Genomic DNA, 22,743 nt, shown 5'->3' with positions numbered 1-22,743 from the left:
TCAGGTGACGAAAGGAGCAAGCGATGACAAGGAAAACGGCGATCCTCGCCGCCGCGGTCGCCGCGACGATCTCCGCTCTGGCCGCCCCCACCGCCGCCCAGGCGCGTACGGGCACCGCCGCAGCCGTGGAGACGAGAACGGGAGCCTCGTCCGCCGCGAAGGGCGAGGTCCGCTACGCCTGGGCGAAGTTGTGCGCGAAGAAGGGCCAGGAGTACAACATCCCCTGCGGGCCGTGGATGGTCGTCATGCGCGACGGCACGACCCGTACGGTCACCGACGCCCGGGTCAACCCCGTCACCGCCGCCGGCAAGGTCGACAAGGAGCTGATGTCCGAGTTCGCCCTCAGTGGCGACGGTCGATACGCGGCCTACTTCCGCAAGTCGGACAGCAAACTGGTGGTCCGCGACTTCGCGACGAACCGGGTTCGGGTGCTGCCCGGCACGACGGGCCGCCTGCCCAAGGGCGTCGGCATGGACGACGTCAACGCCAAGCTGTCGTACGACGGCGAGCGCATCCTGCTCGACTACTCGTCCGGGGACGCCAAGCTCTCCACGCTGCTCGTCGACCTCACGACGGGCAAGGTCAGCACGATCTCGCCGAAGCTCTCCGTCCAGGACTTCAGCCCCGACGGCCGCCACCTCCTGGCGACCCGCTCCACTAGCGAGAACACCACCGAGCTCCTCGTCCTCGACGAGAACGGCGCCACGACCGCCCGCCGCATCGTGCCGCAGGTCATCGCCAACAACATGCCGCAGGCCGTGGCAGACGACGGCAACAGCGTCGCCGTCACGATCACCACGCCGTCGGGCAAGACGCGCCTGCGCGTCTACGACCTGGAGGCCGACAACGTCGGCGCGGCGGTGGACGTGAAGGTGCCGAAGAACGAATCACCCTACCGACTCAGCTGGGACGCCTCCGGATCCCTGACGCTGTGGGATCTGCGCAACAACAAGGACGGCGACACGACGGGCATCGTGCGTCGCTCTCTCGACCCCGACTCGGGCGCCACGAGCACGATCGACACGATCAAGCTCGGCTCCAAGATCTACATGTGGTGGCTGCCGGGCGAATGACCCCACGCCACACGGACCCGCGTACGGACGACAGACCGGTCACGCACCCTCGCCTCGACGTGACCGGTCTGGCTCACGCGCCCCTCCGAGGAGGAGGTCAGCGACGGTAGCCGGCCATCCGCTCCAGCCGGGCGACCCGCTCGGCGGTCGGCGGGTGGGTCGAGAACAGCTTGCCGACGCCCGCGCCGCGGAACGGGTTCGCGATCATCATGTGGCTCGCCGAGGCCAGCCGGCCGTTCTCCGGCAGCGGCAGCCGCCGGGCGCCCATCTCGATCTTGCGGAGCGCCGAGGCCAGCGCCAGCGGGTCGCCGGTGAGCCGGGCGCTCGACTCGTCGGCGGCGAACTCGCGCGAGCGGGAGATCGCCATCTGGATCATGGACGCGGCCACCGGGCCCAGGATCATCATGAGCAGCGCGCCGAGGAAGCCCGGGCCGTCGTCGTCGTCCGAACCGAAGAACATCCCGATGTATCCGAAGTACGTGATCATCGTGGCCAACGCCCCGGCGACCGACGAGATCAGGATGTCCCGGTTGTAGACGTGGGACAGCTCGTGCCCGATCACTCCCCTGAGCTCCCGCGCGTCCAGCACCGTGAGGAGGCCGTGGGTGACGCAGACGGCCGCGTTGCGCGGGTTCCGTCCCGTGGCGAACGCGTTCGGCTGCATGGTCGGGGAGACGTAGATCCGCGGCATCGGCTGGCGCGCGTCGTAGGACAGGTCGCGGACGATGCGGTAGAGGACCGGCTGCTCCACCTCGCTGACGGGGCGCGCCCGCATCGCGGAGAGGGCGATCCGGTCGGAGAAGAAGTAGGCGATCCCGTTGGTCAGCAGCGCGATCACGAGGGCCAGCCGCACGCCCGAGCCGCCTCCGAGCCAGGCCCCCACAACCAGGATCAGCGCGGAGAGAGCCCCCAGAAGGATCGCGGTACGCAGGCCGTTGTGGTGCACGCCACCCTCCTCACGAGCTCACGATTTGGTGCGTTCACCGGTACCAACGTGCGTGGCCAGGCAGAACGTTCCCACCGGGAAACGATCAGCCGACGACGGCGAGCACCAGTTGCGGAGCGACCGAGAAAGCCAGAGTGACCAGGACCGCGATCCCCACGGCGAGCACGGCCGGCACCGGCGCGGACACCCGCGCGGGCGGGGCCGGGGCGGGCGTGAACAGCCGGGCCGTCCAGGCGATGTAGTAGTAGAGCCCGATCACCGTGTTCACCGCCATGACGACGGCGAGCCACCCGAGCCCGCCCTCCACGATCTGGCGGAACACCACGACCTTGGCGAACAACCCGGCGAGCCCTGGCGGCAGGCCGGCCAGGCAGAGGAGGAAGAAGCCGAGCGCGACCGCCGCCCCGGGCCGCCCGAAGGCGAGCCCGCGGTAGTCGTCCAGCTCGCCCCGCGCCGCCGTACGGGAGACCGCCATGACCACCGCGAACGCGCCGAGGTTCATCGCGGCGTAGATGACGAGGTACGCCACCGAGGCGTCGCGGGCGCTGCCGCCGACCACGGCGAGCGGCGCGAGGATGTAGCCGGACTGGGCGACCGACGACCAGGCGAGCAGCCGCAGCGCGGCGCGCTGGCGCAGGGCGAGGACGTTCCCGGCGGTCATGGTCAGCGCGGCCACGACCGCGACGACGGGCGCCCACAGCGCCGCCTGCCCGGGCAGGCCGACGGTCAGGATGAGGATCAGCCCGGCGAACCCGGCGGCCTTGGAGACGACCGAGAGCAGCGCCGCGACCGGGACGGGCGCGCCCTGATAGACGTCACCCGCCCAGAAGTGGAACGGCACCGCCGCCACCTTGAACGCGAACCCGGCCAGGACCAGCACGACGGCCACGGACGCCGCGCCGGAAGCGGCTGCACCGGAGAGGGCCGCCGAGAGCGGCTCCAGATAGAGCGTCCCGGTCAGCCCGTACAGCAGCGAGACGCCGAACAGCGTGACAGCGGTCGAGATCACCGACACGAGGAAGAGCTTGAGCGCCGCCTCGGAGGCGCGGCCGTCGTACCGCTTCAGCGCGGTCAGCGCGAACACCGGCAGGGAGACCAGTTCGAGCGCCACGACGAGCGTGGCCAGGTCGCGCGCGGCGGGCAGCAGGACCGCGCCGGTCAGGGCGCACAGCAGCAGGAAGTACCACTCGCCCGGCGGGATGCGCCGCTCCGCCAGCTCGGTCATCGACAGCAGCACGACCACGACCCCGGCGCCGAGCACCAGCCCGGACAGCACGAGCGTGAACCCGTCCACGACGAAGGAGCAGCCGGCGCCGCCGGTGCAGAACGTACGCCGCTCCCCGCCGCCGAGGGCCTGCGCCGCGACGAAACCGCCCGCGACCACCACCCCGGCCAGCGTGACCAGCCCGAGCGGCCCCGGCGTACGGCGGGGCAGGAAGAGGTCGAGCAGCAGCACCAGCCCGGCCGCCAGCGCGAGCGCCAGCGGCGCGCCGATCGCGACGTAGTCGATGGACTGGATCACGCGCCCACCCCCCGGAGGATGGCCTGCACGGCCGGCGTGGTGATGGCCAGCAGCGCCTTCGGCCAGAGGCCGAAGATCAGGATCAGCACGACCAGCGGCACCCAGGCGGCCAGCTCGTACGCGGTCACGTCACGCCGTTCAGGCGGCTCCCCGAGCCCGCCGAGACCCGGAGCGCCCGGAGCCGCGACGGCGGCCACGACCGTTCCCGTGGCGACCGGCTCCGCCGGCCCCTCGCCGCCCAGGACCTCGCGCACCTCCTCCGCCGACGTGACCGGCGGCCCCTCCGGCACCGCCGGGCTTCCGTGCGTCACCCGGGACAGCATCCGCAGGAAGTACGCGGCGGTCAGGACGGTGCCGACACCGCCGATCACCATGAAGACCAGGAACAGCGGCCGGGACAGCTCGGCGGCGGGCCGGAACGCCCCGAACAGCGCGAGCATCTCCCCCCAGAACCCGGCCAGGCCGGGCAGCCCCAGCGACGCGACGCAGGCGAAGGTCAGCAACGACCCGATGTACGGCAGGCGGCTCAGCATCCCGCCGCCCAGCCGTGTCATGTCGGCCGTGCCGTACCGGTCCTTGACCGCGCCGGCGATGAAGAAGAGCAGTCCGGTGATCAGGCCGTGCGCGACGTTGCCGAAGAGGGCGGCGTTGACGCCGACCGGGGTCAGCGTCGCGAAGCCGAGCAGCACGAACCCCATGTGCCCGACCGACGAGTACGCGATCATCCGCTTGAGGTCGCGCTGCGCGAGGCAGGCCAGGGAGCCGTAGACGATGCCGATCACCCCGAACGCGCCGAGCCAGGGGGCGAGCGCGGCGGCGCCCTCCGGCAGGATCGGGATCGCGATGCGGGCGAAGCCGTACGTGCCCATCTTGAGCAGCACTCCGGCGAGCAGCACCGAGCCCACGGTCGGCGCCTCGGTGTGCGCGTCGGGCAGCCAGGTGTGCAGCGGCCACATCGGCGCCTTGACCGCCAGGCCGAGGCCGATCGCCAGGAACGCCACGATCTGCGCCGAACGCGCGATGGTGTGGCCGTGGGCGAGCGCCACCATGTCCAGCGTCCCCGCCTGGGCCCAGACGACCAGCAGCCCCAGCAGCATGACGGCGGAGCCGAGCAGCGTGTACAGGATGAACTTGACCGCCGCCGCCCGCCGTCCCGGCCCGCCCCAGACGGCGATCACGAAGTACATCGGGACGAGGACGACCTCGAAGAACACGAAGAACAGCAGCAGGTCGAGCGCGAGGAACGTGCCGATCATGCCTGTTTCGAGGACCAGCAGCGTGAACACGAGCGCCCGGGGCCGGCGCGGCGGCCGACCGGCCAGGAGGACGAAGCACAGGAACGTCAGCAGCGCGGTCAGCACGATCAGCGGCAGCGAGACGCCGTCCACGCCCAGGTGGAACCGCAGGGCCAGCCCCGGGATCCAGGACAGATCGGTCTCGAACTGGATCCGGGCCGCGTGGCCGTAGTCGAAGGTCGCCGCCAGCACGACCGCGAGGGCCAGCGTCACTCCGGAGACGGCCAGGCCGTACCGGCGGGGCGTCCGCCCGGCGAACCCGGGAAGGAGCAGCACGGCCGCGCCGACCAGGGGAACGGCGAGCATCGCGATCGGGAGCCAGCTCATACGCGGGGCACCTCCGTCATCCCAGCACCACCACCGCGACCGCGATCAGCAGCACCCCGGCGAGCACGCCGGTGACGTAGAGCTGGGCGTTGCCGTTCTGCGCACGGCGCAGCAGCCCGGACAGGCCGACCGCCGCCCGCCCCGACCCGCGTACGGCACCGTCGACCACCCGGTCGTCGGCGCGCACAACGCCGCGCGCGAGCCGCAGGACCGGCCGCGCGACCAGCCGGTCATAGACGGCGTCCAGGTAGAAGGCGCGCTCGCACGGCGTGCGGAAGGGGCCGAGCATCCGCGCCGGATCCAGCTCCGGAGCGCCGCGCCACAGCGCGTAGACGACGCCGGCGCCGAGCAGCGCGATCACCACGCTGGTCGCCGCCGACCCCGCGTCGAGGTCGCGGGCCCCGGCGAAGCCGAGCCCCAGGGCGGGTACGGCGAGCAGCACGACCGGCCACAGCATGGAGCGGGGCACCCGGCGGTGCCCCCCACCGTGATCACCTGCGTGTGGCAGCACGACCGTCCGCGGCGAGCCGAAGAACGTGCGCAGCCAGGCGCGGGCCGCGTAGGCGCCGGTCACACCCACGGTGACGAGCGCGCAGCCGTACAGGAAGGGCTGCGCGGGGCCGTGGGCGCGCTCGATGGCCGCGATCACCGCGTCCTTGCTGAAGAAACCGCTTGCCGGCGGCAGCCCGGCGAGCGCGGCGAACCCGATCGTCATCGTCCAGAACGTCACCGGCAGGGTCGAGCGGAGCCCGCCCATGTGGCTCATCAGGTTCGACTCGACGTGGTGGATGACCACGCCCGCGCACAGGAACAGCAGCGCCTTGAACGCGCCGTGCGTCACCAGGTGGAAGATCGCCGCGTGCTCCGACCCGGCCGCCAGCGCCCCCGCCATGAGCGCGAGCTGGCTGATCGTCGAGTACGCCAGCACCCGCTTGAGGTCGTCCTGAGCCAGGGCGGCGAGCGCCGCGCCCAGCATCCCCACGGCGGCGATCACGCCGAGCACGTCCAGCGTCGGCTGGGCCGCCAGGAAGGCCGGGTAGAGCCGGGCGACCACGAAGATGCCCGCGGCCACCATGGTGGCCGCGTGGATGAGCGCGCTGATCGGGGTCGGGCCGGCCATGGCGTCCGGCAGCCACGTGTGCAGCGGCACCTGGGCGCTCTTGCCCGCGACCCCGGCGAGGAGCAGCATCGTCGCGGCGACGAGCGTGCCCTTCGGCAGGTCGGCGGCGAGGATGTCGTCGATGCGGAAGCTGCCCGCCGACAGCCCGAGGGTGAATATCCCGAACAGGAATCCGACGTCACCGAGCCGGGTGACCAGGAACGCCTTGACCGCCGCCCGTGAGTTGGCCCGGTCCTCCCACCAGTGCCCGATCAGCAGGTAGGAGCACAGGCCCATGATCTCCCAGCCGACGTACAGGACGATCAGGTCGCCCGCGTAGACCACGAGCAGCATGGCGCTGGTGAACAGGCTGATGAACGAGCTGTACGACGGATAGCGCGGGTCGTCCCGCATGTATCCGACGGAGTACACCTGGACCGCCAGCGCCACGACGGTGACGAGGACGCCGACGAGGGCGGCGAGCCCGCCCGCCTGGAGCCCCACGGAGATGGGCACGGAGCCGGTCTCGATCTGGACCGGCCACGCCGCCGCCTCGCCGCCGCCGGTCGCCTGCCACCCGGCCAGCCACGCCGCCGCCACCGCCGCGCCCGCGACGGGTACGACCGCGAACCACGCCGCCCGCCGCCGTGCCGTACGGGCGGGGGTGCGGCGGCGCGGGAACCGCGAGCCGAGCAGCCCGGCGGCGGCTCCCGTGAACGGCAGCAGGACGGCGAGAGCGGCCAGGACGATCATCCGGCCTCCGAAGGGTCGAGCGCTCCGCCGGAACCCGAGCCTGAGGGGGCCGGCCGCGGTCCCGGCGCGGCGGGTCCGGCGTCGGGCGGGGTGGGAGGGCCGGACCGGCCGGATCCGGGCGGCCCGGCGGTCGTGGGACTCATGAGGTCGCGCTCGCTCAGGTCCCGGAGCCGATCGACGTCGATGGTGCGGCGGTTCCTGAAGACCGAGAGCACGATCGCGAGGCCCAGCCCCACCTCGGCCGCCGCGATCACGATGACGAACAGCGTGAGCACCTGACCGCTGTGCAGCCGGTCGCGTAACCACACGTCGAAGACGACGAGATTGAGGTTGACCGCGTTGAGCATCAACTCGACCGACATCAGCACGAGGATCGCGTTGCGCCGGGCGAGCACGCCGTAGACGCCGATGGAGAACAACAACGCGGAGACGACCAGGGGATAGACGACGTGCACGTCAACCGCCGTCCCGGGAGACCCGGCCGGAGCCGGTCTCACCCGCGGTCGCGCCGGAACCGTCCGCCGGGGGCGGGCCCGGATCCGGAGGGTGTGGCGGTGTCGTCGGGGCGGCCGGACCTCCGGCGTCGGCGGCGGGATTCGCCGGGCGGATGTCCGTGCGGGAGAGGACGATGGCGCCGATCAGGGCGGCCAGCAGGAGCACGGACAGCGCCTCGAAGGGAAGGACCCACGACCGGAAGACGCTCGCCCCCAGCGTGGCCGCCGCGCCGCCGCCGGGCTCCAGCGGCGTGTACGCGGTGGCGAACCCCTGGACGACCACGGTCACCAGGACGGCCGCCGTCCCCACCGCCACCGTGGCGGCCGTGACGCGGTTGCCCGAGTCGAGGCCGGCGCTGCGGCCGATGGGCGCGCGGGTCAGCATGATGCCGAACAGCAGCAGGACGACGATCGCGCCCACGTAGATGAGCACCTGGACCCACGCGACGAACTCGGCGGTCAGCACCAGGTAGCCGCCGGCGAGCGCGCCGAAGCAGACCACCAGCCAGAGCGCGGCGTGGACGAGTTGTCTGGTCGTCACCACCAGCAGGGCGGACCCGAGAGCGACGACGCCGAGCAGCAGGAAGACGACTTCCTGCGCGCTCGGCGGCCATAGGTCCGGCACCTGCGATGTCACGCGTCGCCTCCCTGATCGGGTGGCGCGTCCTTCTTGGGCAGGGATCCGGGCGGCCGGATCGAGCGGACGTTCCGCAGGGCGCGCGGTGACTCGCGGCGAGCCGGAGCCTCCCGCCCGGCGGGGCCGCCCTCTGTGGAGTCGGCGGAGTCGGCGCCCGGAGATTCGGCAGGCTCTCTCTCCGCTTCGCCCGACGGCCTCTTCGCTTCGCCCGACGGCCCGGCGGTCCCGGAAGCCTCCGGTGGCCGGGAAGGTTCGGACGGCCGGGGCGGCTCGGGAGAGCCCGGTGGGCCGGATGCCTCCGGAGACTCGGGTGTCTCGGAAGGGCCGGGCCCGCCAGGCGCGGACGGCCGCTGCGGCAGCGCTCCCGGCGGGCGGATCGCGCGGATCGCGGCCGGGCCGCGTGGCGCCTCGCGCCGTGCCCGCGTGCCCCTGTCGGCATCGGCCCTGCCCGCGGCTGCCCGCGTCCCTCCCTCGGCGCCGGGCTGACCCGTACCGGCCGCAGCCTCCGAGGTCTCCGTGGGGGCTCCTGCCTCGGCGGCGCCCGGGACGGCCGCGGCCTCGGCGGGACCGGAGCCGGCGGCGGCGCCCGGGCGGGCCGTCTCGCTCGAACGCCCGGCACCGCCCGCGCCCTCGGCGCGCGAACGCCCAGGTCCGGCGGGCTCCGCACCCGCGGGCTCCCCGCCGGTACGGCCGGCCGGCCCACGAGCCGGGCGGGACGCGGCGGCGGCCGCCTCCTTGGGCGGCTCCGCGCCGACCTCGTGCGGGGGCGGAGGCGGCACGCTCTCCACCCACTCGCCCAGCCGGTCCTTTTCATGAAGCAGATCGCGAATGTCGTATTCCGCGTACTCGAACTCCGGAGCCCAGAACAGGGCGTCGAAGGGGCACACCTCGACACAGATGCCGCAGTACATGCAGAGCGAGAAGTCGATCGCGAACCGGTCGAGCACGTTCCGCGCGCGGGGCCGCCCACCCTCCGGAGCCGGGAGCGTCTCCTTGTGGGAGTCGATATAGATGCACCAGTCGGGACACTCACGGGCGCAGAGCATGCAGACCGTGCAGTTCTCCTCGACCAGGGCGATGACGCCCCGGCTGCGCGGAGGCAGGTCAGGATGCACCTCGGGGTACTGCTGGGTCACCGATTTGCGCACCATGTGCTTGAACGTGACCGCCAGCCCCTTGGCCAGCCCTTCTCCTGGTATACGTGCCACAATTCCCCATCATCGCGCAGGATGGACGACACGTGAATGCGGCGATCCATCCCTCTGTGTTTTCCACAGTTTCCACAGGCTCCTCCACTGGTTGTCCACAAGTGGAGCGGTAAAAAAGGACTTATTCTGCCACTATGCGGCCCCCACATCCCGGTCCTTCTCCACAGCCGCCGTACGGGCAGGCGCCGTACGGACCCACACCGCACGGGCAGGCGCCCGGTTCTGCACAGCCGTCCCCCCACGGCGCGATGAGGCAGAGGCCGTACGCGCCCGGGCCCCAGAGCCAGGCCGCCCCGCACGGGCCGGCGCCGGACGCGCAACGGCCCGGCGGGGAGGTGGACCAGGCGCCGACAGCCCCGGTCCGGCGGCCGGTGGTCCAGCCGCCGCAGGGGCACGCCCCCGCGACGCCCGCCGCGCCTCCCCGGCACCCCGCCTACAGCCGGGGACCGCACGGGCCGATGCCGTACCGCCCGGTGCCCGGCATGCCTCCCCCGATGCCGCGCCCGCCGGGTGGCCGGACGTTCCTCAGCGTCCTGTGGTCGCTGGTCCCGCTGGGAACGATGGGGCTTCTCACCCCGGTCTCCTTCCTCTATGCCGCGCTCAAGCTGCGCACGCAAACGGCGTGGGCCGCCCTGGCGCTCTATATGGTCGGCACGGTCACCATGGTCGCCAGCGGTCCCAGCGGTCCACTGGGCGAAGCGCTGTTCGTCGCGAGCGTGCTGCTGAACACCCTCGGCGGCACCGCCCACGCCTTCGCCATCCGCCGCCGCGTCTTCCCCCGCCCCGACCCGGTGGCGTACGGGAACGACCAGGCGATCCAGTTCGCGCAACACCGCCGCGAGCTGCGTCAGGAGGCGCGCGAGCTGGCCGAGCAGGACCCCGGGCTCGCCATGGAGTTGCGCATCGGCCGTCCCGACCTGCCGCGGCGGTACGACGACGGCGGCCTGGTGGACGTGAACCACGCGCCGACCGCGGTGATCGCCACGCTTCCCGGGATGACCCCGGAGCTTGTCAAGCAGATCCTTGAGGCTCGCCAGACGGTCGGCACCTTCAGCTCGGCCCTGGAGGTGTGCGTCACGGCGAATCTCCCGGCCGACCTGACCAGCACGCTCACGGAGTACACCGTCTACCTGCCCTGAGGGAGCGTGGCCGCCCGAACGGGCTCTCGGCCACGCCCCTCAGATTCTGATCACCTCAAGGCCGGGCATGTCAGCGTCTCCCGCAACTCCTCGGCAAGGCCGGTGGTGTCGGGCCCGAGCCGGGACAGTTCGCCGGCTATCTCGACCGCCGGGATCCACTGACGCCGCCGCGAGCGGGAATCGATGTCACGCATCGATCGTAGAACGCTTGCTACACCTGTAGCAGGTATCAGAGGGCCAGCTTGACGACGCCGGTCAGGACGAGCTGGAGCAGGGCGAGCGGCACCAGACCGACCCAGGCGAGCTTCTGGAGCTGGTCCTCACGCAGGCGCGGATAGCTCACCCGCACCCAGATCACCACGAACGCCAGCGCGAGCACCTTCAGGAGCGTCCACACCGGGCCGGGCAGCAGCGGCCCGTGCCAGCCGCCCAGGAACAGCACGGTGGTCAGCGCCGACAGCACCACGATGCCGGCGTACTCGGCGAGCATGAACAGGGCGAACCGGAGGCCGGTGTACTCCGTCATCGGCCCCATGATGATCTCGGACTCGGCGATCGGCATGTCGAACGGCGGACGGCGCAGCTCGGCCAGCCCGGCGACGAAGAACACCACGCCGCCGATCGCCTGCCAGGGCAGCCACCACCAGCGCCACTGCTCGACGATGCCGTTCAGCGACAACGTGCCGGCCGCCATCGCCACGCTGGACGCCGCCAGCACCAGCGGCAGCTCGTACGACACAAGCTGGGCCGCCGCCCGCATGCCGCCCAGCATGCTGTACTTGTTGGCCGACGCCCACCCGGCCATGATCGCGCCGAGCACACCGACGCCCATGACGGCGAGGACGAAGAACAGCCCGGCGTCGAGGTCCACCCCGAACAGCCCCGGCCCCACCGGGATCACGACCAGCACGACGAGGTACGGCACGAGCGCCACGGCCGGGGCGAGGGCGAAGACCCGCCGGTCGGCCGCCGCCGGGATGACGTCCTCCTTCTGGACGAACTTGACGCCGTCGGCGATGAGCTGGGCCCATCCGTGGAACCGCCCGGCGTACATGGGGCCGAGGCGCGACTGCATGTGCGCCATCGCCTTGTGCTCCATCTGCCCGACGACCAGCGGCAACGCGAGGAACACGACCACGATCACGACCAGGCGGACCGCGATGTCGAGCACCTCACTCACCACGCCGTTCCTCCTGGTCGGGTGCGGCGCCCCAGCCGGACGGGACGCCCGGCGGGAGCATCTTGCGGCGGCTCGGCGACCCGTGACCGGACTCGCCGGGTTCCTTGGCCCCGGGCCACGCCTTGGCGACCCGGGCGGCCAGGACGAAGTCCTTGCGCAGCGGATGCCCCTCGAAGCCGTCCGGGAGAAGGAGCGGCCGCAGGTCGGGGTGCCCGTCGAAGACGACGCCGAACATCTCGAACGTCTCCCGCTCGTGCCAGTCGGCGCCGCGGAAGACGCCGGTGGCGGTGGGCAGCCGCGGGTCCTCCCTCGGCACCCGGGTGCGCGCGAGCAGGTGGGTCATCGCCACCGGGTCGAAGACGTGCGCGACGACGGCGAAGGCGTCGGGGGGCTCGTCGACGCCGGTCAGCCAGTCGAAGAACACGAACCCCTCGGTCCTGGCGAAAGCCAGCAGGTCGGCCCAGTCCTCCGGCGCCACGTCGGCGACCGGCTCGCCGAAGGAGTCGGACAGCCGGACCCGCGAGCCGTACCTGGTTTCGAGGGCGGCCAGGATGCCGGCGCCGGCCTGCGTGGAGTCGGTCACGCCTCACCGCCCTGGTAGCGGTCGCCGAGCGACTCGGCGGCGATCTTCTCCTGGAGCTTCATGATCCCGTGAAGCAGCGCCTCGGGACGGGGCGGGCAGCCGGGGACGTAGACGTCGACCGGGATGATCTGGTCCACGCCCTTGGTCACGCAGTAGGAGTCCCAGTACGGCCCGCCGCAGTTGGAGCAGGCGCCGAACGAGATGACGTATTTGGGGTCGGGCATCTGCTCGTAGAGCCGCTTGACGGCGGGGGCCATCTTGTCGGTGACGGTGCCCGAGACGATCATGAGGTCGGCCTGACGGGGGCCGTTGGCGAACGGGATGACCCCGAACCTGATGAAGTCGTGCCGGCTCATCGACGTCGAGATGAACTCGATCGCGCAGCAGGCCAGCCCGAAGTTGAACACCCACAGCGAGTATCGCCGGCCCCAGTTGAGCACGAACTTCATCGGCTTGGGGGCCAGCCGGGAGACCGGGCCGACCGTCGGCATCGGAAGGTTCACCGCCATACCGGCCATTCTCCCCCCGTCTTGGCCACCGGTACAGCCGTCACCGGCCCGGCGACCGTCCGTACGGCCCGAACCGGCGGCCGAAACACGGGGGCCGATGGCCTGGCGTCCCTCCGGGTCACTCGTAGAGCGCCGCCCGCGCCCGGTCGGCGATCTCGCGGGCGATCCGGCCCGCCGCCGCGTCCAGCTCGGCCTGCACGCGCTCCATCTCGTCGTCCGTCACGACGATGGTGGCCGCGCCGTACGCACGGGAGACGGCGAACGCCGCGCGCAGGTGGGTCGGCGGATGGGTGGCGTCCACGCGCACCCGCTCCAGCCGGGCCAGCCGGCGCAGCCGTTCCTCCTCCGCCTCCGGGAATCCGGCCATGTACTCGCGCATCCCCTCCCACAGGTCCCCGCCGCGGTGCGCCGCCGACTCCAGGTGCCTGTCGGCCGCAGGTGCCTTCGTGATCAGCTTGTCCATCACCCCGGCGACCGCGACCGGGGACGCGATCCGGGCCGCCCTGTCGTCGGCCGCGTACTCGGCGAGCTGCGACTCCCGGTACGTCAGCGACTCCAGGATCATGATCAGCCCGAGGACGAGCAGCCGGATTAGCCCCGTAAGGATGTTGACCACGATCGCAATGGCGATGGCGCCCAAGCTGCCGCGGACGCGCTGGCGGGCGGCGGCCCCGTGGATCTCGTACAGCGTGGCGATCGCGCTGCCGACGTACCGCATCCGGCGGGCGTCGCCGTTGCTGAAGTGGCCCATCTCGTGGGCCAGCAGCGCGATCCGCTCCTGCGGCTCCAGGATCTGCCACAGCGGCAGCCCGATCGTCAGCACGTGTGTGCCGCGCAGCCCGACGGTCCGGGCGGAGGCGTTGACCTCGCCGTCCACGAGGACGACGTCCACGGGCGGTGCCCCCGCCTCGCGTGCCACGCGGTCCAGCAGGTCGTACAGGACCGGGGCCTCCTGCCGGGTGAGGGCCGGCGCGTCACCGTCGAGACGTCCGAAGCGGGGGCGGGCCAGGTAGGCGAAGCCGACGCCCGCGACCCCGAAGACGGCGCCGAAGGGGCTCGGCCATGTCGCGACGAGCAGCCACACCCCGCCCACCAGCATGGACAGGGCGAACAGGTGGACGGCCGAGGCGAGCGCGTACGCCGCGATCCTGCCGGGGTCACGGGACGGCGTGCCCACCCCGGAACCGAGCACCTGCCGGTGGAGGTCGGCGGCGAACCGCGCGTCGAGGCGGTTCCTCAGCCGCGCCAGCGGGCCGGGGCGGGTGGACGGCGTGTCCCGGTCCGGGCGGCTCAGGTTCCACTCGCACTCCGGGCACCACATGACGAACCGGCTGTCGCCGGTGATGGACGCCGCACACTGCGGGCATTCCTGAATGATCGCTGAGGGGGTCATGGAGCGAGGAGCGTGCCACAGCGCGACGATCATGTCCAGGTCAGCACACGCTTGCGCCAGGCGTACAGGATGCCGAGGGCGATGAAAGCCAGGAAGACGAACATCTCGACCAGCGTGGCGACCCCGAACCCCGGAGCGGCGAAGATCGTGGCCCACGGGAAGAGGAAGACCGCGTCCACCGCGAAGACGACGTACAGGTAGGTGAAGACGTAGTAGCGGACCTGGGACTGGGCCCAGCCTTCGCCGACCGGATCGACGCCGCACTCGTACGTCAGCAGCTTCTCGGGGGTGGGCCGGTGGGGGCGCAGCAGCCGGTTGACGAGCAGCGCTCCGGACACGACGGCCAGGCCGATCGCGAGGAGGGCGGCGACGGTGAGATAGGAACTGAAATATCCGTTCATGCTCGCCTCCGAGCCCGTACAGCTACTGCCACGATCATAACCGTGTCACCGCTTTGTCACCGTTCGCAGCCAAAAGATGCGCGGTGATCACACAAAGAGCCAGTAAAGCCGACATATCCGCCCATACCCTCCAGGCATGCCCCCACTTGGTTTCGCCGGCGCCGTCATGCTCCTGGTCCTGGTCCTGGCGAGCTGCGGCCTTCCAGTGTTCGGCGGCCACAAGGACAGGAACGTCGACGTCAAGTCGGAGCCGACGGTCCTCGTCTTCGCCGACCCGGCCAAGGTCGCGGGGCTCTCCGTCGCCACGATCTCCAGCGGCACGGCCAAGCCGCACGTCCACGTCAGCTACCCCACCCTCGCGGACGCGCCCGCGCTCAACCGGCGGCTCAAGGACGAGCTGGCGGCCAAGGCGCGGCGGTTCACTGAGAAGACGCAGGTCCGGGAGGGGCAGCCGGTCCTGGAGTACAACGTGGACTGGGATCTCACCGCTGCCGCCCTGGACGCCGTCGCCGTCAGGCTGCGGGAGAGCCGGTTCACCGGCCGCACCTGGGTCGACTCCTACCGCACCCTCTGGTACGACCGGAAAAGCCGGAAGGTGGTGGATTCCACCAGCCTGATCGCCGACGTCGAGCAGCTCTCGGCGACGGTGCGCAGGCACCTGCCCGGCAACTCGCCGGTCCAGGCCCAGAACGTCGTGGTGGACCCCGAGCTCTTCGACTCGCTCAACTTCAACGCCAGGGGCGACCTCGTCGTGGAGTTCGACGGCCAGGAGGCCAGCCCGGGGACGGTCGGCCGGGTGGCCGTGGCGATCCCACGCAAGGAGGCCGACGGGCTGCTGACGCCATTCGGACGCCTGGCCCGCTCGGCGGTCGCCGCCACGGTCACCCGCCCGCTGTCCAAGACCATGGACGACAACCCCACCGCCGTCAGCACCATGAACGGCTCGGTGAACTGCGCCGTGGCCAACTGCGTGGCCCTGACGTTCCAGGGCGGGCCGGGGCCGCACACCGAGCGGCTGCTGAAGACGCTGTCCGCGCGGGGCGCGCGGGCGACGTTCTTCATGGTCGGCACGAACGCGGCGGCGACGCCCGGGGTGCTGCGCCAGATGCGCGAGCAGGGCGACCTCGTCGCCAACCAGACGTGGACCCACCGCGACCTCACCCTGCTGTCCGGCAGCATGATGTACGACCAGCTCCGGCGCTCCCAGCACGCGATCGGCGTGGCGAGCGGCCAGACCCCGTCGCTGCTCATGGCGCCGTACGGAGCGGCGGACGCCAGGGTGGCCGACGCCGCGCGCGAGTTCGGCCTGTCGATCGTGCGCGGCGACGTGGACGCGGGCGACGTGGCCGGCGCGGACCCGAAGGAGGTCGCCAAGCGCGTCGTCGCCGGCGCCCGGCGCGGCTCCGTCATCGTGATGCGCGACATCGACCAGGTGACCGCGGACGCGCTCCCCCAGGTGCTCGACGAGCTCGGCAGACGCGGCTTCGTCTTCGTGACCGTGCCCGAGCTGTACGGCACCGCCCAGATGACGCCGGGCCGTACCTATTCCGCTCCGATCGTGCCGGCGACCGCCGGGTCCACCGCCGGGTCGCCGAGCTCGCAGGCCGCGCCTTACGTCGGGTCGACGAGTCCGCAGGTACCGTGAAAGGCCCGGGGACATATAGTTGGACCTCGTGACTCGCAACATCCTCTTCGCCCGCTTGCACGTGGATCTGTGCCGGCTCGCTGCGGGGTTGTGTCGAACGAAGCGTCACCCACGTTCGTGACAGCGCCGTCGACCCGACGGCCATGGAATTTCCGAGCGATACGCGCAGCGGCGGGCACCCCCGTGGGCGGGCCCCTCCCCGCCGTCCGATGCGACGCAGGTCACACCTTGGGGACGAGCGGTTCGCGCGACAATCGACGCGTGTGCCAGGTGACTTCTTTGCTCCCCGCAGAGATCGTCCTCTCGCTTCCCTCGGTGGAGGTGGGTGGCGACCGACCCCTGACCGCTTCGAGACACGCACCATGACAGGGAAGCGATTCGCCAGCCGGTGAAGCCGGCGGCACCGTCGCTGGAGATGATGGATCTAGCATGGACAGAACAACGTGCCACGAGCTAAGACAGCCTGGCGCGGCGAGGAGGACTGAGCAGCTGTGACCAAGCAGGTTCAGCAACTCGATCGCGTGATCATCCGGTTCGCCGGCGACTCCGGTGACGGCATGCAGCTGACCGGTGACCGGTTCACCGCGGAGACGGCGAAGTTCGGCAACGACCTCTCGACGCTCCCCAACTTCCCGGCGGAGATCCGCGCCCCCGCGGGAACCCTGCCCGGCGTGTCGAGCTTCCAGCTCCACTTCGCCGACCACGACATCCTCACCCCCGGCGACGCCCCGAACGTGCTCGTGGCGATGAACCCGGCGGCGCTCAAGGCGAACCTCGGCGACCTGCCGCGCGGCGCCGACATCATCGCGAACACCGACGAGTTCACCAAGCGCAACCTGCAGAAGGTCGGATACGCCGCCAACCCGCTTGAGGACGACTCGCTCGCGGAGTGGCGGGTCCACTCGCTGCCGCTCACGTCGCTGACCGTCAAGGCGCTCGAAGGCTTCTCGATCTCCAAGAAGGACGCCGAGCGGGCCAAGAACATGTTCGCGCTCGGCCTGCTCTCCTGGCTGTACCACCGGCCGACCGAGGCGACGATCAAGTTCCTTGAGGCCAAGTTCGCCAAGAAGCCCGACATCGCGAAGGCCAACGTCGCCGCCTTCCAGGCCGGGTGGAACTACGGCGAGACCACCGAGTCGTTCTCCGTCTCCTACGAGATCAAGCCCGCCACGCTGGCCCCCGGCGTCTACCGGAACATCTCCGGCAACCAGGCGCTCGCGTACGGTCTGATCGCGGCGTCGGTGCAGTCGGGGCTGCCGCTGTTCCTCGGCACCTACCCGATCACCCCGGCCTCCGACATCCTGCACGAGCTGTCCAAGCACAAGCGGTTCGGGATCAGAACGTTCCAGGCCGAGGACGAGATCGCCGGGGTGGGCGCCGCTCTCGGCGCCGCGTTCGGCGGCGCGCTCGGCGTGACGACCACGTCCGGTCCCGGCGTCGCGCTGAAGGCCGAGACGGTCGGCCTCGCCGTGGCGACCGAGCTGCCGCTGATCGTGGTGGACGTGCAGCGCGCCGGCCCCTCGACCGGCATGCCGACCAAGACCGAGCAGACCGACCTGCTGATGGCGATGTTCGGCCGCAACGGCGAGTCGCCGGTCCCGGTCGTGGCCCCCTCGACGCCGTCGGACTGCTTCGACGCGGCCATCGAGGCGGCGCGGATCGCGCTGAAGTACCGCACGCCGGTCATGCTGCTCTCGGACGGCTACCTGGCCAACGGCTCCGAGCCGTGGCAGGTGCCGGAGGTCTCCGAGCTGCCGGACATCTCGGTCGAGTTCACCACCGAGCCCAACGGCGAGGACGGCACGACCTACCTGCCGTTCAAGCGCGACACGGAGACGCTGGCCCGCCCGTGGGCCGTCCCCGGCACCCCCGGGCTGGAGCACCGCATCGGCGGCATCGAGAAGGCCGACGGCAGCGGCAACATCTCCTACGACCCGGACAACCACGACCGCATGGTCCGGCTCCGCCAGGCCAAGATCGACGGCATCGACGTCCCGCCGCTGGAGGTGGACGACCCCGACGGCGACGCCCGGGTCCTCGTCCTCGGCTGGGGATCGACGTACGGGCCGATCGCGGCGGCGGTGCGGCGGGTGCGCCGGGAGGGCGGCAAGGTCGCCCAAGCCCACCTGCGGCACCTCAACCCGCTGCCGGCCAACACCGGCGACGTGCTGCGCGCCTACGACAGGGTGCTGCTCCCGGAGATCAACCTCGGTCAGCTCGCGCTGCTCCTTCGGGCGCGCTTCCTCATCGATGTGATCAGCTACAACCGCGTGCGCGGGCTTCCGTTCAAGGCCGAGGAACTGGCCGGTGTCATCCAGGACGTGATCAACAGTGACTGAGAGCCTCAACGGCAAGGGCCTGGCGCTGGTGCCCAAGACCGATGGCAAGCAGACCCTCAAGGACTTCAAGTCCGACCAGGAGGTCCGTTGGTGCCCCGGTTGCGGTGACTACGCCATCCTCGCGGCCGTCCAGAGCTTCCTGCCCGAGCTGGGCCTGCGCCGGGAGAACATCGTCTTCGTCTCCGGTATCGGCTGCTCGTCCCGGTTCCCGTACTACATGAACACCTACGGGTTCCACTCGATCCACGGGCGGGCTCCGGCGATCGCGACCGGGCTGGCGGCGTCCCGCCCCGACCTGTCGGTGTGGGTGATCACCGGTGACGGCGACGCCCTGTCCATCGGCGGCAACCACCTGATCCACGCGCTGCGCCGCAACGTCAACCTGAACATCCTGCTGTTCAACAACAGGATCTACGGCCTGACCAAGGGGCAGTACTCTCCCACCTCCGAGGTCGGGAAGATCACCAAGTCGACGCCGATGGGGTCGCTGGACAAGCCGTTCAACCCGATCTCGCTGGCGATCGGGGCCGAGGCCGGGTTCGTCGCCCGGACCATCGACTCCGACCGCAAGCACCTGCAGAGCGTGCTGCGTGAGGCCGCCGCGCACCGGGGCACGTCGCTGGTCGAGATCTACCAGAACTGCAACATCTTCAACGACGGCGCCTTCGAGGCCATGAAGGAGCCGGAGACCCGGGACGAGATCACGATCCGGCTGGAGCACGGGCAGCCGATCGTCTTCGGCACCGGCGACAACGCCAAGGCCGTACGGCTCGCGCCGTACGGCGGCGTCGAGGTCGTCAACCGGTCGGATGTGGCCGAGAGCGAGATCCTCGTCCACGACGCGCACCGGCCCGACCCGTCCCTGGCGTTCGCGCTGTCACGGCTGGACGAGCCGGCCTTCCAGCATGTGCCGATCGGGATCTTCCGCTCGGTGGACCGTCCGGCGTACGACACGCTGATGAGCGAGCAGCTTGAGCAGGCCACCGCCGACAAGGGCAAGGGGCAGCTCGCCGACCTGCTTCTGGGCGGCGACACCTGGCGCATCGACTAGTTCGCGCGCCTGAGGGCCCGCGTCTCGCGCGAGACGCGGGCCTTCGCGTGTCGGCAGCGGCCGGCACAGTGAGACGGCACAGTGAGACGGCGGCGTCGCGGCGGCTCCTCAGACGCTGTCCACGATCACGGCCAGTCCGGCGATGAGCCCCATCAGGGTGACGATCGCGATGACGCAGACGAAGAGCATCAGCCAGCCGAGCACGATGCTCAGCAGCGCCATCCCACGTCCATCCCCGTCCAGACTCCGACCCCGGTAGCGGCCGACATGCCCGACGCCGATCGCGAGGAGGGCGAAGAGGATCGCCATGCCGACGAAGATGCCGGGGTTCAGCCACGCGATGCCAGTGAAGAAGTTCCCGATGCACGCGATGCTGAGGCCGGCGAACACCATGCCGGCTTTCGCCGGGCGGTTTCTGCTCGGGCTGGTTCGCCGGCTCTGTGTGTCGCTCATGATGATCCTTCGACCGGGAACGATCTCAGTTCGGTCGCCCCCACCCGGATGGCGAGGGTCGTGCCGGCCGACAGATTATCCAAGATCATGACAAAGGGCGTCGTCCGGCGAACCGCCCCGGATTGCCTTCACGCCACGGCGATCGGCATCGAAACGACGGAAATCGTACGGCGCGATCGCGACCCTGTGACAACAAGCTAGTCGTAGTCGAAATCGGGCAGCGGGGACGGGGGCACGGGGCTGCGCCAGACCACGACGTAGTCGCCGGCCGCCGCCTCGACCGCCGAGCTGAGCCGAGCGAGGTCGAAGTCGGGCAGGTAGCGCAGCCGAGCCAGAAAGGACGCGTCCGTCGCCGATCTGGGGACGACGCACTCCTCACCGTCACGGGACAGCAGGACGATCAGGACGTCGTCCTCATCGTCCCCCCGCCGCTCCTCCCGCCCGTCACCGAAGTCCGCGCGCGGGCCGGCGAGACCTCCCACGCGCACCTCGGCGACGTCCTCCCATGCGAGGGCCTCGACGCTGCCGTCGGCGTAGTGACGGGTTACGCCCTCTTCCGTGACGTACACGTAGGACTCCGGCACTGCGTTGGCGTGCATGGGCGGATTGTGACTACATCCGCCCGCTCCGTGCAAGAGCGCGGTCAGCCGCTCCGCCAGTGGAGATGCTCCCTGACGGCCCGCCGCGCCGCCTCCCGAGGCCCCCGCGCGATCGTCTCCAGCAGCTCGCGGTGCTCGGCTACCAGCTCCTCCCGGTCCGGGTAGACGTCGCGGAGCCGCACCAGGCCGAGGCGGGTCTCGGTGGCGAGCGCGCCGTAGAGACGCTCCAGGCGGGGGCTGCCCGCCGCCACGACCAGCGCCTCGTGCAGCGCCATGTGCTCGCTGACGACCGCCGCCCACGGCGCGTCGGCCGGGAGGGCGGCCAACCGCTCCAGCGCGGCCTCGGCCGCCGCCACCCGGCGGCCCGCGACGGCCTCGGCCATCAGGTCCTCAAGGGGCCGCCGCACGTACATGAGGTCGGCGAGGTCCGCGGGCGTGACCTCGGGCACGTACGCGCTGCGATTGGGCTCGCGCCGCAGCAGCCCCTCGTGGACGAGCGCGGCGAGGGCCTCGCGCACGGTCGGCCGGGCCACGCCGTACCGGGCGGAGATCTCCTGCTCGGGCAGGGACGCGCCGGGGTGGATGTCGCCGGAGAGCACGCGCTCACGGAGCGCCGCCGCCAGAGCCTGCACCGTGGAGACGGGTCGGAGGGACGTCACGCTGACGAGCTTAGGCCGGTCGCGTGTTCCGGGGCCGCCGGGTGGGGCGCGCTCCGGTCGGGCAGCGCCACGACGACCAGGCTCGCGGCCAGCAGCGCGAGCCCTCCCCAGGAGATCGCCGACAGGTGCTCGTGCAGCACGACCAGGCCGAGGATCGCGGCCACCGCGGGCTCGGCCAGGGCGAGCGTGGCGGCGGTCGCGACGGGGGTCGTGCGCAGGCCCCTGCCGTACAGGACGTAGGCGAGGGCGGTGGTAGCGACGCCCAGGTAGAGGGCGGCGAGCAGCCCGCGCGGCTCGGCCAGCCAGCCGGGGCCGCTTCCGGCGAGCACGGGCAGCATGATCAGGCCGGCGGCCCCGAAGAGCACGCCCATCACCGTGTCGGACCCCATGCCCGCGCCGATCGCCCGCGCCGCCGTGACGGCGTAGAACGCGTAGAGCAGGCCGCCCAGCAGGGCGAGCGCGATGCCGCCCGCGTCCGCGCCGCCGGCCCCTCCTCCGGTGACCAGTACGGCACAGCCCGCGATGGCGGCGGCCGTGGCGACCGCCCACCGCCGGCTCGGCCGGTTCCGGTCGAGAAGCCAGGACAGCAGTCCGGTGAACACCGGGCCGCTGCCGATGGCGACGACGGTGCCGATCGCGACCCCGGTCCTGGCGACGGCGGCGAAGAAGCAGAGCTGGTACGCCGCGACCGCCAGCCCGCCGGCCGCGAGCAGCGCCCCGGGGACGCGCCGGGTGGTTTTTCCCGGGGCGCGCGATGTCGCCCGCCCGGCGGCGGCACGCGCGGCGCGCGCCGCGACGGCGGCCAGCACGGCACCGCCGATCACGAGGCGGGCCGCGGCGAGCGAGATGGATCCGGCGGGGGCGAGCGCTCCCACGGTGCCCGCCGTCCCCCACAGGACGGCCGCGGCGACGACGGTCAGCGGGCCCGAGCGCGAAGTCATAGCACGATTGTCTGACAATCAGACAAAGTTTGTCCACCGGCGCGGTTCCGTGCCCCTGACCTGGGCGATCGCTAGCCTGGCCGGCATGACGCAGTCAAGGGTCGCGGGACAGTTCATCAAGGCGCCGACGGGGATGGGGGTCGCGGCAGCGATCCGGCAAGTCAGACTCCGCGGCGCGACACCGCACGTTCTGGACGGCTCGGGCGCGCAGAGCCCGGCCGCGATCCTGGAGCTGATCGCCCGCGCCCTCGACTTCCCCGAAGACTTCGGGCACAACTTCGACGCCCTCTACGACTGCCTCACCGACCTGTCCTGGCTGCCCACCGGCGAGCACGTGCTCATCTGGTCCAAGCCCTCGGCACTGCGGCGGGCCGACCCCACCGCCTACGACGCGCTCGGGAGCGTCCTGTCGGACGCCGTCAGCGACGGAGCGTCGGGCAAGGTCACGTTCTCGGTGACGATGCTCGCCAACTGACCGCGACTTCCGGCGTCCGCAC

22 protein-coding genes and 1 pseudogene are annotated in these 22,743 nt (G+C 71.5%); 6 read left to right on the top strand and 17 right to left on the bottom strand.

Annotated elements, in window-relative coordinates; all coding sequences use genetic code 11:
- The first annotated feature begins 23 nt into the window (after nucleotides 1–23).
- Nucleotides 24–1,073 (top strand): hypothetical protein, encoded by a 1,050-nt coding sequence (locus ACQP1V_RS04820; protein WP_433419177.1) that lies wholly within the window; start codon nucleotides 24–26, stop codon nucleotides 1,071–1,073.
- Between the two features lie 97 nt (nucleotides 1,074–1,170).
- On the opposite strand, the gene htpX is transcribed toward ACQP1V_RS04820, so the two are convergent.
- From htpX to ACQP1V_RS04785, 7 genes and pseudogenes are all read right to left on the bottom strand, one after another.
- Entirely contained in the window at nucleotides 1,171–2,019 is an 849-nt protein-coding gene (gene htpX / locus ACQP1V_RS04815) for a zinc metalloprotease HtpX (protein WP_387412160.1), read from the bottom strand.
- Between the two features lie 85 nt (nucleotides 2,020–2,104).
- Nucleotides 2,105–3,541: an NADH-quinone oxidoreductase subunit N gene (locus ACQP1V_RS04810; protein ID WP_433419174.1), complete on the bottom strand. Its 1,437-nt coding sequence runs from the start codon at nucleotides 3,539–3,541 to the stop codon at nucleotides 2,105–2,107.
- Entirely contained in the window at nucleotides 3,538–5,163 is a 1,626-nt protein-coding gene (locus ACQP1V_RS04805; RefSeq protein ID WP_433419171.1) for a complex I subunit 4 family protein, read from the bottom strand. The genes ACQP1V_RS04810 and ACQP1V_RS04805 overlap by 4 nt, the downstream gene beginning before the upstream one ends.
- Nucleotides 5,164–5,179: 16 nt before the next feature.
- Nucleotides 5,180–7,015: an NADH-quinone oxidoreductase subunit 5 family protein gene (locus ACQP1V_RS04800; protein ID WP_433419168.1), complete on the bottom strand. Its 1,836-nt coding sequence runs from the start codon at nucleotides 7,013–7,015 to the stop codon at nucleotides 5,180–5,182.
- A 173-nt stretch (nucleotides 7,016–7,188) separates the two neighbouring features.
- Nucleotides 7,189–7,470 (bottom strand): annotated as a pseudogene (gene nuoK, locus ACQP1V_RS04795) (NADH-quinone oxidoreductase subunit NuoK); the annotation flags it as partial.
- Nucleotide 7,471: 1 nt separating this feature from the next.
- A complete protein-coding gene (locus tag ACQP1V_RS04790) occupies nucleotides 7,472–8,146 on the bottom strand; it encodes an NADH-quinone oxidoreductase subunit J family protein (protein WP_433419165.1) in 675 nt (224 codons plus the stop codon).
- Nucleotides 8,143–9,354 carry a 4Fe-4S binding protein gene (locus ACQP1V_RS04785; RefSeq protein ID WP_433419162.1) on the bottom strand — a complete coding sequence of 404 codons (1,212 nt, stop codon included), beginning with the start codon at nucleotides 9,352–9,354 and terminating at the stop codon, nucleotides 8,143–8,145. The genes ACQP1V_RS04790 and ACQP1V_RS04785 overlap by 4 nt, the downstream gene beginning before the upstream one ends.
- Nucleotides 9,355–9,602: 248 nt before the next feature.
- Here ACQP1V_RS04785 and ACQP1V_RS04780 point away from each other — a divergent pair, with 248 nt between their 5' ends.
- Entirely contained in the window at nucleotides 9,603–10,493 is an 891-nt protein-coding gene (locus ACQP1V_RS04780) for a helix-hairpin-helix domain-containing protein (protein ID WP_433419159.1), read from the top strand.
- Between the two features lie 50 nt (nucleotides 10,494–10,543).
- On the opposite strand, the gene ACQP1V_RS04775 is transcribed toward ACQP1V_RS04780, so the two are convergent.
- From ACQP1V_RS04775 to ACQP1V_RS04750, 6 genes are all read right to left on the bottom strand, one after another.
- Nucleotides 10,544–10,687, bottom strand: coding sequence for a hypothetical protein (locus ACQP1V_RS04775; RefSeq protein ID WP_433419156.1), 144 nt, complete (start codon nucleotides 10,685–10,687; stop codon nucleotides 10,544–10,546).
- 35 nt (nucleotides 10,688–10,722) lie between these two features.
- Nucleotides 10,723–11,673, bottom strand: a complete 951-nt coding sequence (gene nuoH / locus ACQP1V_RS04770) for an NADH-quinone oxidoreductase subunit NuoH (RefSeq protein ID WP_433419153.1) — start codon at nucleotides 11,671–11,673, stop codon at nucleotides 10,723–10,725.
- Entirely contained in the window at nucleotides 11,666–12,256 is a 591-nt protein-coding gene (locus ACQP1V_RS04765) for an NADH-quinone oxidoreductase subunit C (RefSeq protein WP_387412172.1), read from the bottom strand. Before ACQP1V_RS04765 ends, nuoH begins: the two co-directional genes overlap by 8 nt.
- Nucleotides 12,253–12,765 (bottom strand): NADH-quinone oxidoreductase subunit B, encoded by a 513-nt coding sequence (locus tag ACQP1V_RS04760; protein WP_067142808.1) that lies wholly within the window; start codon nucleotides 12,763–12,765, stop codon nucleotides 12,253–12,255. The genes ACQP1V_RS04765 and ACQP1V_RS04760 overlap by 4 nt, the downstream gene beginning before the upstream one ends.
- Nucleotides 12,766–12,883: 118 nt before the next feature.
- Nucleotides 12,884–14,158, bottom strand: a complete 1,275-nt coding sequence (locus tag ACQP1V_RS04755) for a M48 family metallopeptidase (RefSeq protein ID WP_433419150.1) — start codon at nucleotides 14,156–14,158, stop codon at nucleotides 12,884–12,886.
- Nucleotides 14,159–14,187: 29 nt separating this feature from the next.
- Nucleotides 14,188–14,559, bottom strand: a complete 372-nt coding sequence (locus tag ACQP1V_RS04750) for an NADH-quinone oxidoreductase subunit A (protein ID WP_433419148.1) — start codon at nucleotides 14,557–14,559, stop codon at nucleotides 14,188–14,190.
- Nucleotides 14,560–14,695: 136 nt separating this feature from the next.
- Between ACQP1V_RS04750 and ACQP1V_RS04745 the strand changes: the two genes are divergently transcribed.
- The 3 genes from ACQP1V_RS04745 (at nucleotide 14,696) to ACQP1V_RS04735 (ending at nucleotide 19,594) form a co-directional block, all read left to right on the top strand.
- On the top strand, nucleotides 14,696–16,204 hold the full coding sequence (locus tag ACQP1V_RS04745; RefSeq protein WP_433419146.1) for a polysaccharide deacetylase family protein: 1,509 nt from the start codon (nucleotides 14,696–14,698) through the stop codon (nucleotides 16,202–16,204).
- A gap of 491 nt (nucleotides 16,205–16,695) precedes the next feature.
- The gene (locus ACQP1V_RS04740; RefSeq protein WP_433419143.1) at nucleotides 16,696–18,543 is read left to right on the top strand and encodes a 2-oxoacid:acceptor oxidoreductase subunit alpha; all 1,848 of its coding nucleotides are present in this window, start codon (nucleotides 16,696–16,698) and stop codon (nucleotides 18,541–18,543) included.
- The gene (locus ACQP1V_RS04735; protein WP_433419140.1) at nucleotides 18,536–19,594 is read left to right on the top strand and encodes a 2-oxoacid:ferredoxin oxidoreductase subunit beta; all 1,059 of its coding nucleotides are present in this window, start codon (nucleotides 18,536–18,538) and stop codon (nucleotides 19,592–19,594) included. Before ACQP1V_RS04740 ends, ACQP1V_RS04735 begins: the two co-directional genes overlap by 8 nt.
- A gap of 108 nt (nucleotides 19,595–19,702) precedes the next feature.
- Here the strand turns inward: ACQP1V_RS04735 and ACQP1V_RS04730 are convergent, their stop codons facing one another.
- The 4 genes from ACQP1V_RS04730 to ACQP1V_RS04715 form a co-directional block, all read right to left on the bottom strand.
- Nucleotides 19,703–20,047: a hypothetical protein gene (locus tag ACQP1V_RS04730; RefSeq protein WP_433419137.1), complete on the bottom strand. Its 345-nt coding sequence runs from the start codon at nucleotides 20,045–20,047 to the stop codon at nucleotides 19,703–19,705.
- Between the two features lie 197 nt (nucleotides 20,048–20,244).
- A complete protein-coding gene (locus ACQP1V_RS04725; protein ID WP_387412182.1) occupies nucleotides 20,245–20,646 on the bottom strand; it encodes a hypothetical protein in 402 nt (133 codons plus the stop codon).
- 44 nt (nucleotides 20,647–20,690) lie between these two features.
- Nucleotides 20,691–21,305 (bottom strand): GntR family transcriptional regulator, encoded by a 615-nt coding sequence (locus ACQP1V_RS04720; RefSeq protein ID WP_387412184.1) that lies wholly within the window; start codon nucleotides 21,303–21,305, stop codon nucleotides 20,691–20,693.
- On the bottom strand, nucleotides 21,302–22,246 hold the full coding sequence (locus ACQP1V_RS04715; protein WP_433419134.1) for a DMT family transporter: 945 nt from the start codon (nucleotides 22,244–22,246) through the stop codon (nucleotides 21,302–21,304). The genes ACQP1V_RS04720 and ACQP1V_RS04715 overlap by 4 nt, the downstream gene beginning before the upstream one ends.
- Nucleotides 22,247–22,331: 85 nt before the next feature.
- Here ACQP1V_RS04715 and ACQP1V_RS04710 point away from each other — a divergent pair, with 85 nt between their 5' ends.
- Entirely contained in the window at nucleotides 22,332–22,721 is a 390-nt protein-coding gene (locus tag ACQP1V_RS04710) for a barstar family protein (protein ID WP_387412188.1), read from the top strand.
- Nucleotides 22,722–22,743 lie beyond the last annotated feature (22 nt).

Origin of the sequence: Microtetraspora malaysiensis (genome assembly GCF_050947145.1) — a bacterium.
In the GTDB taxonomy this organism is placed as follows: Bacteria; Actinomycetota; Actinomycetes; order Streptosporangiales; family Streptosporangiaceae; genus Microtetraspora_A; species Microtetraspora_A malaysiensis.
The sequence above is the reverse complement of the archived record's forward strand: the minus strand, read 5'-3'. Positions and strand labels throughout refer to the sequence as shown.

Excerpts from the sequence above, each read along its gene's own strand:
- ACQP1V_RS04820 (WP_433419177.1), top strand. The coding sequence starts at position 24 with ATGACAAGGAAAACGGCGATCCTCGCCGCCGCGGTCGCCGCGACGATC.
- ACQP1V_RS04805 (WP_433419171.1), bottom strand. The coding sequence starts at position 5,163 with ATGAGCTGGCTCCCGATCGCGATGCTCGCCGTTCCCCTGGTCGGCGCG.
- ACQP1V_RS04800 (WP_433419168.1), bottom strand. The coding sequence starts at position 7,015 with ATGATCGTCCTGGCCGCTCTCGCCGTCCTGCTGCCGTTCACGGGAGCC.
- ACQP1V_RS04780 (WP_433419159.1), top strand. The coding sequence starts at position 9,603 with ATGAGGCAGAGGCCGTACGCGCCCGGGCCCCAGAGCCAGGCCGCCCCG.
- ACQP1V_RS04775 (WP_433419156.1), bottom strand. The coding sequence starts at position 10,687 with ATGCGTGACATCGATTCCCGCTCGCGGCGGCGTCAGTGGATCCCGGCG.
- ACQP1V_RS04760 (WP_067142808.1), bottom strand. The coding sequence starts at position 12,765 with ATGGCGGTGAACCTTCCGATGCCGACGGTCGGCCCGGTCTCCCGGCTG.
- ACQP1V_RS04755 (WP_433419150.1), bottom strand. The coding sequence starts at position 14,158 with ATGACCCCCTCAGCGATCATTCAGGAATGCCCGCAGTGTGCGGCGTCC.
- ACQP1V_RS04750 (WP_433419148.1), bottom strand. The coding sequence starts at position 14,559 with ATGAACGGATATTTCAGTTCCTATCTCACCGTCGCCGCCCTCCTCGCG.
- ACQP1V_RS04745 (WP_433419146.1), top strand. The coding sequence starts at position 14,696 with ATGCCCCCACTTGGTTTCGCCGGCGCCGTCATGCTCCTGGTCCTGGTC.
- ACQP1V_RS04730 (WP_433419137.1), bottom strand. The coding sequence starts at position 20,047 with ATGAGCGACACACAGAGCCGGCGAACCAGCCCGAGCAGAAACCGCCCG.
- ACQP1V_RS04725 (WP_387412182.1), bottom strand. The coding sequence starts at position 20,646 with ATGCACGCCAACGCAGTGCCGGAGTCCTACGTGTACGTCACGGAAGAG.
- ACQP1V_RS04715 (WP_433419134.1), bottom strand. The coding sequence starts at position 22,246 with ATGACTTCGCGCTCGGGCCCGCTGACCGTCGTCGCCGCGGCCGTCCTG.
- ACQP1V_RS04710 (WP_387412188.1), top strand. The coding sequence starts at position 22,332 with ATGACGCAGTCAAGGGTCGCGGGACAGTTCATCAAGGCGCCGACGGGG.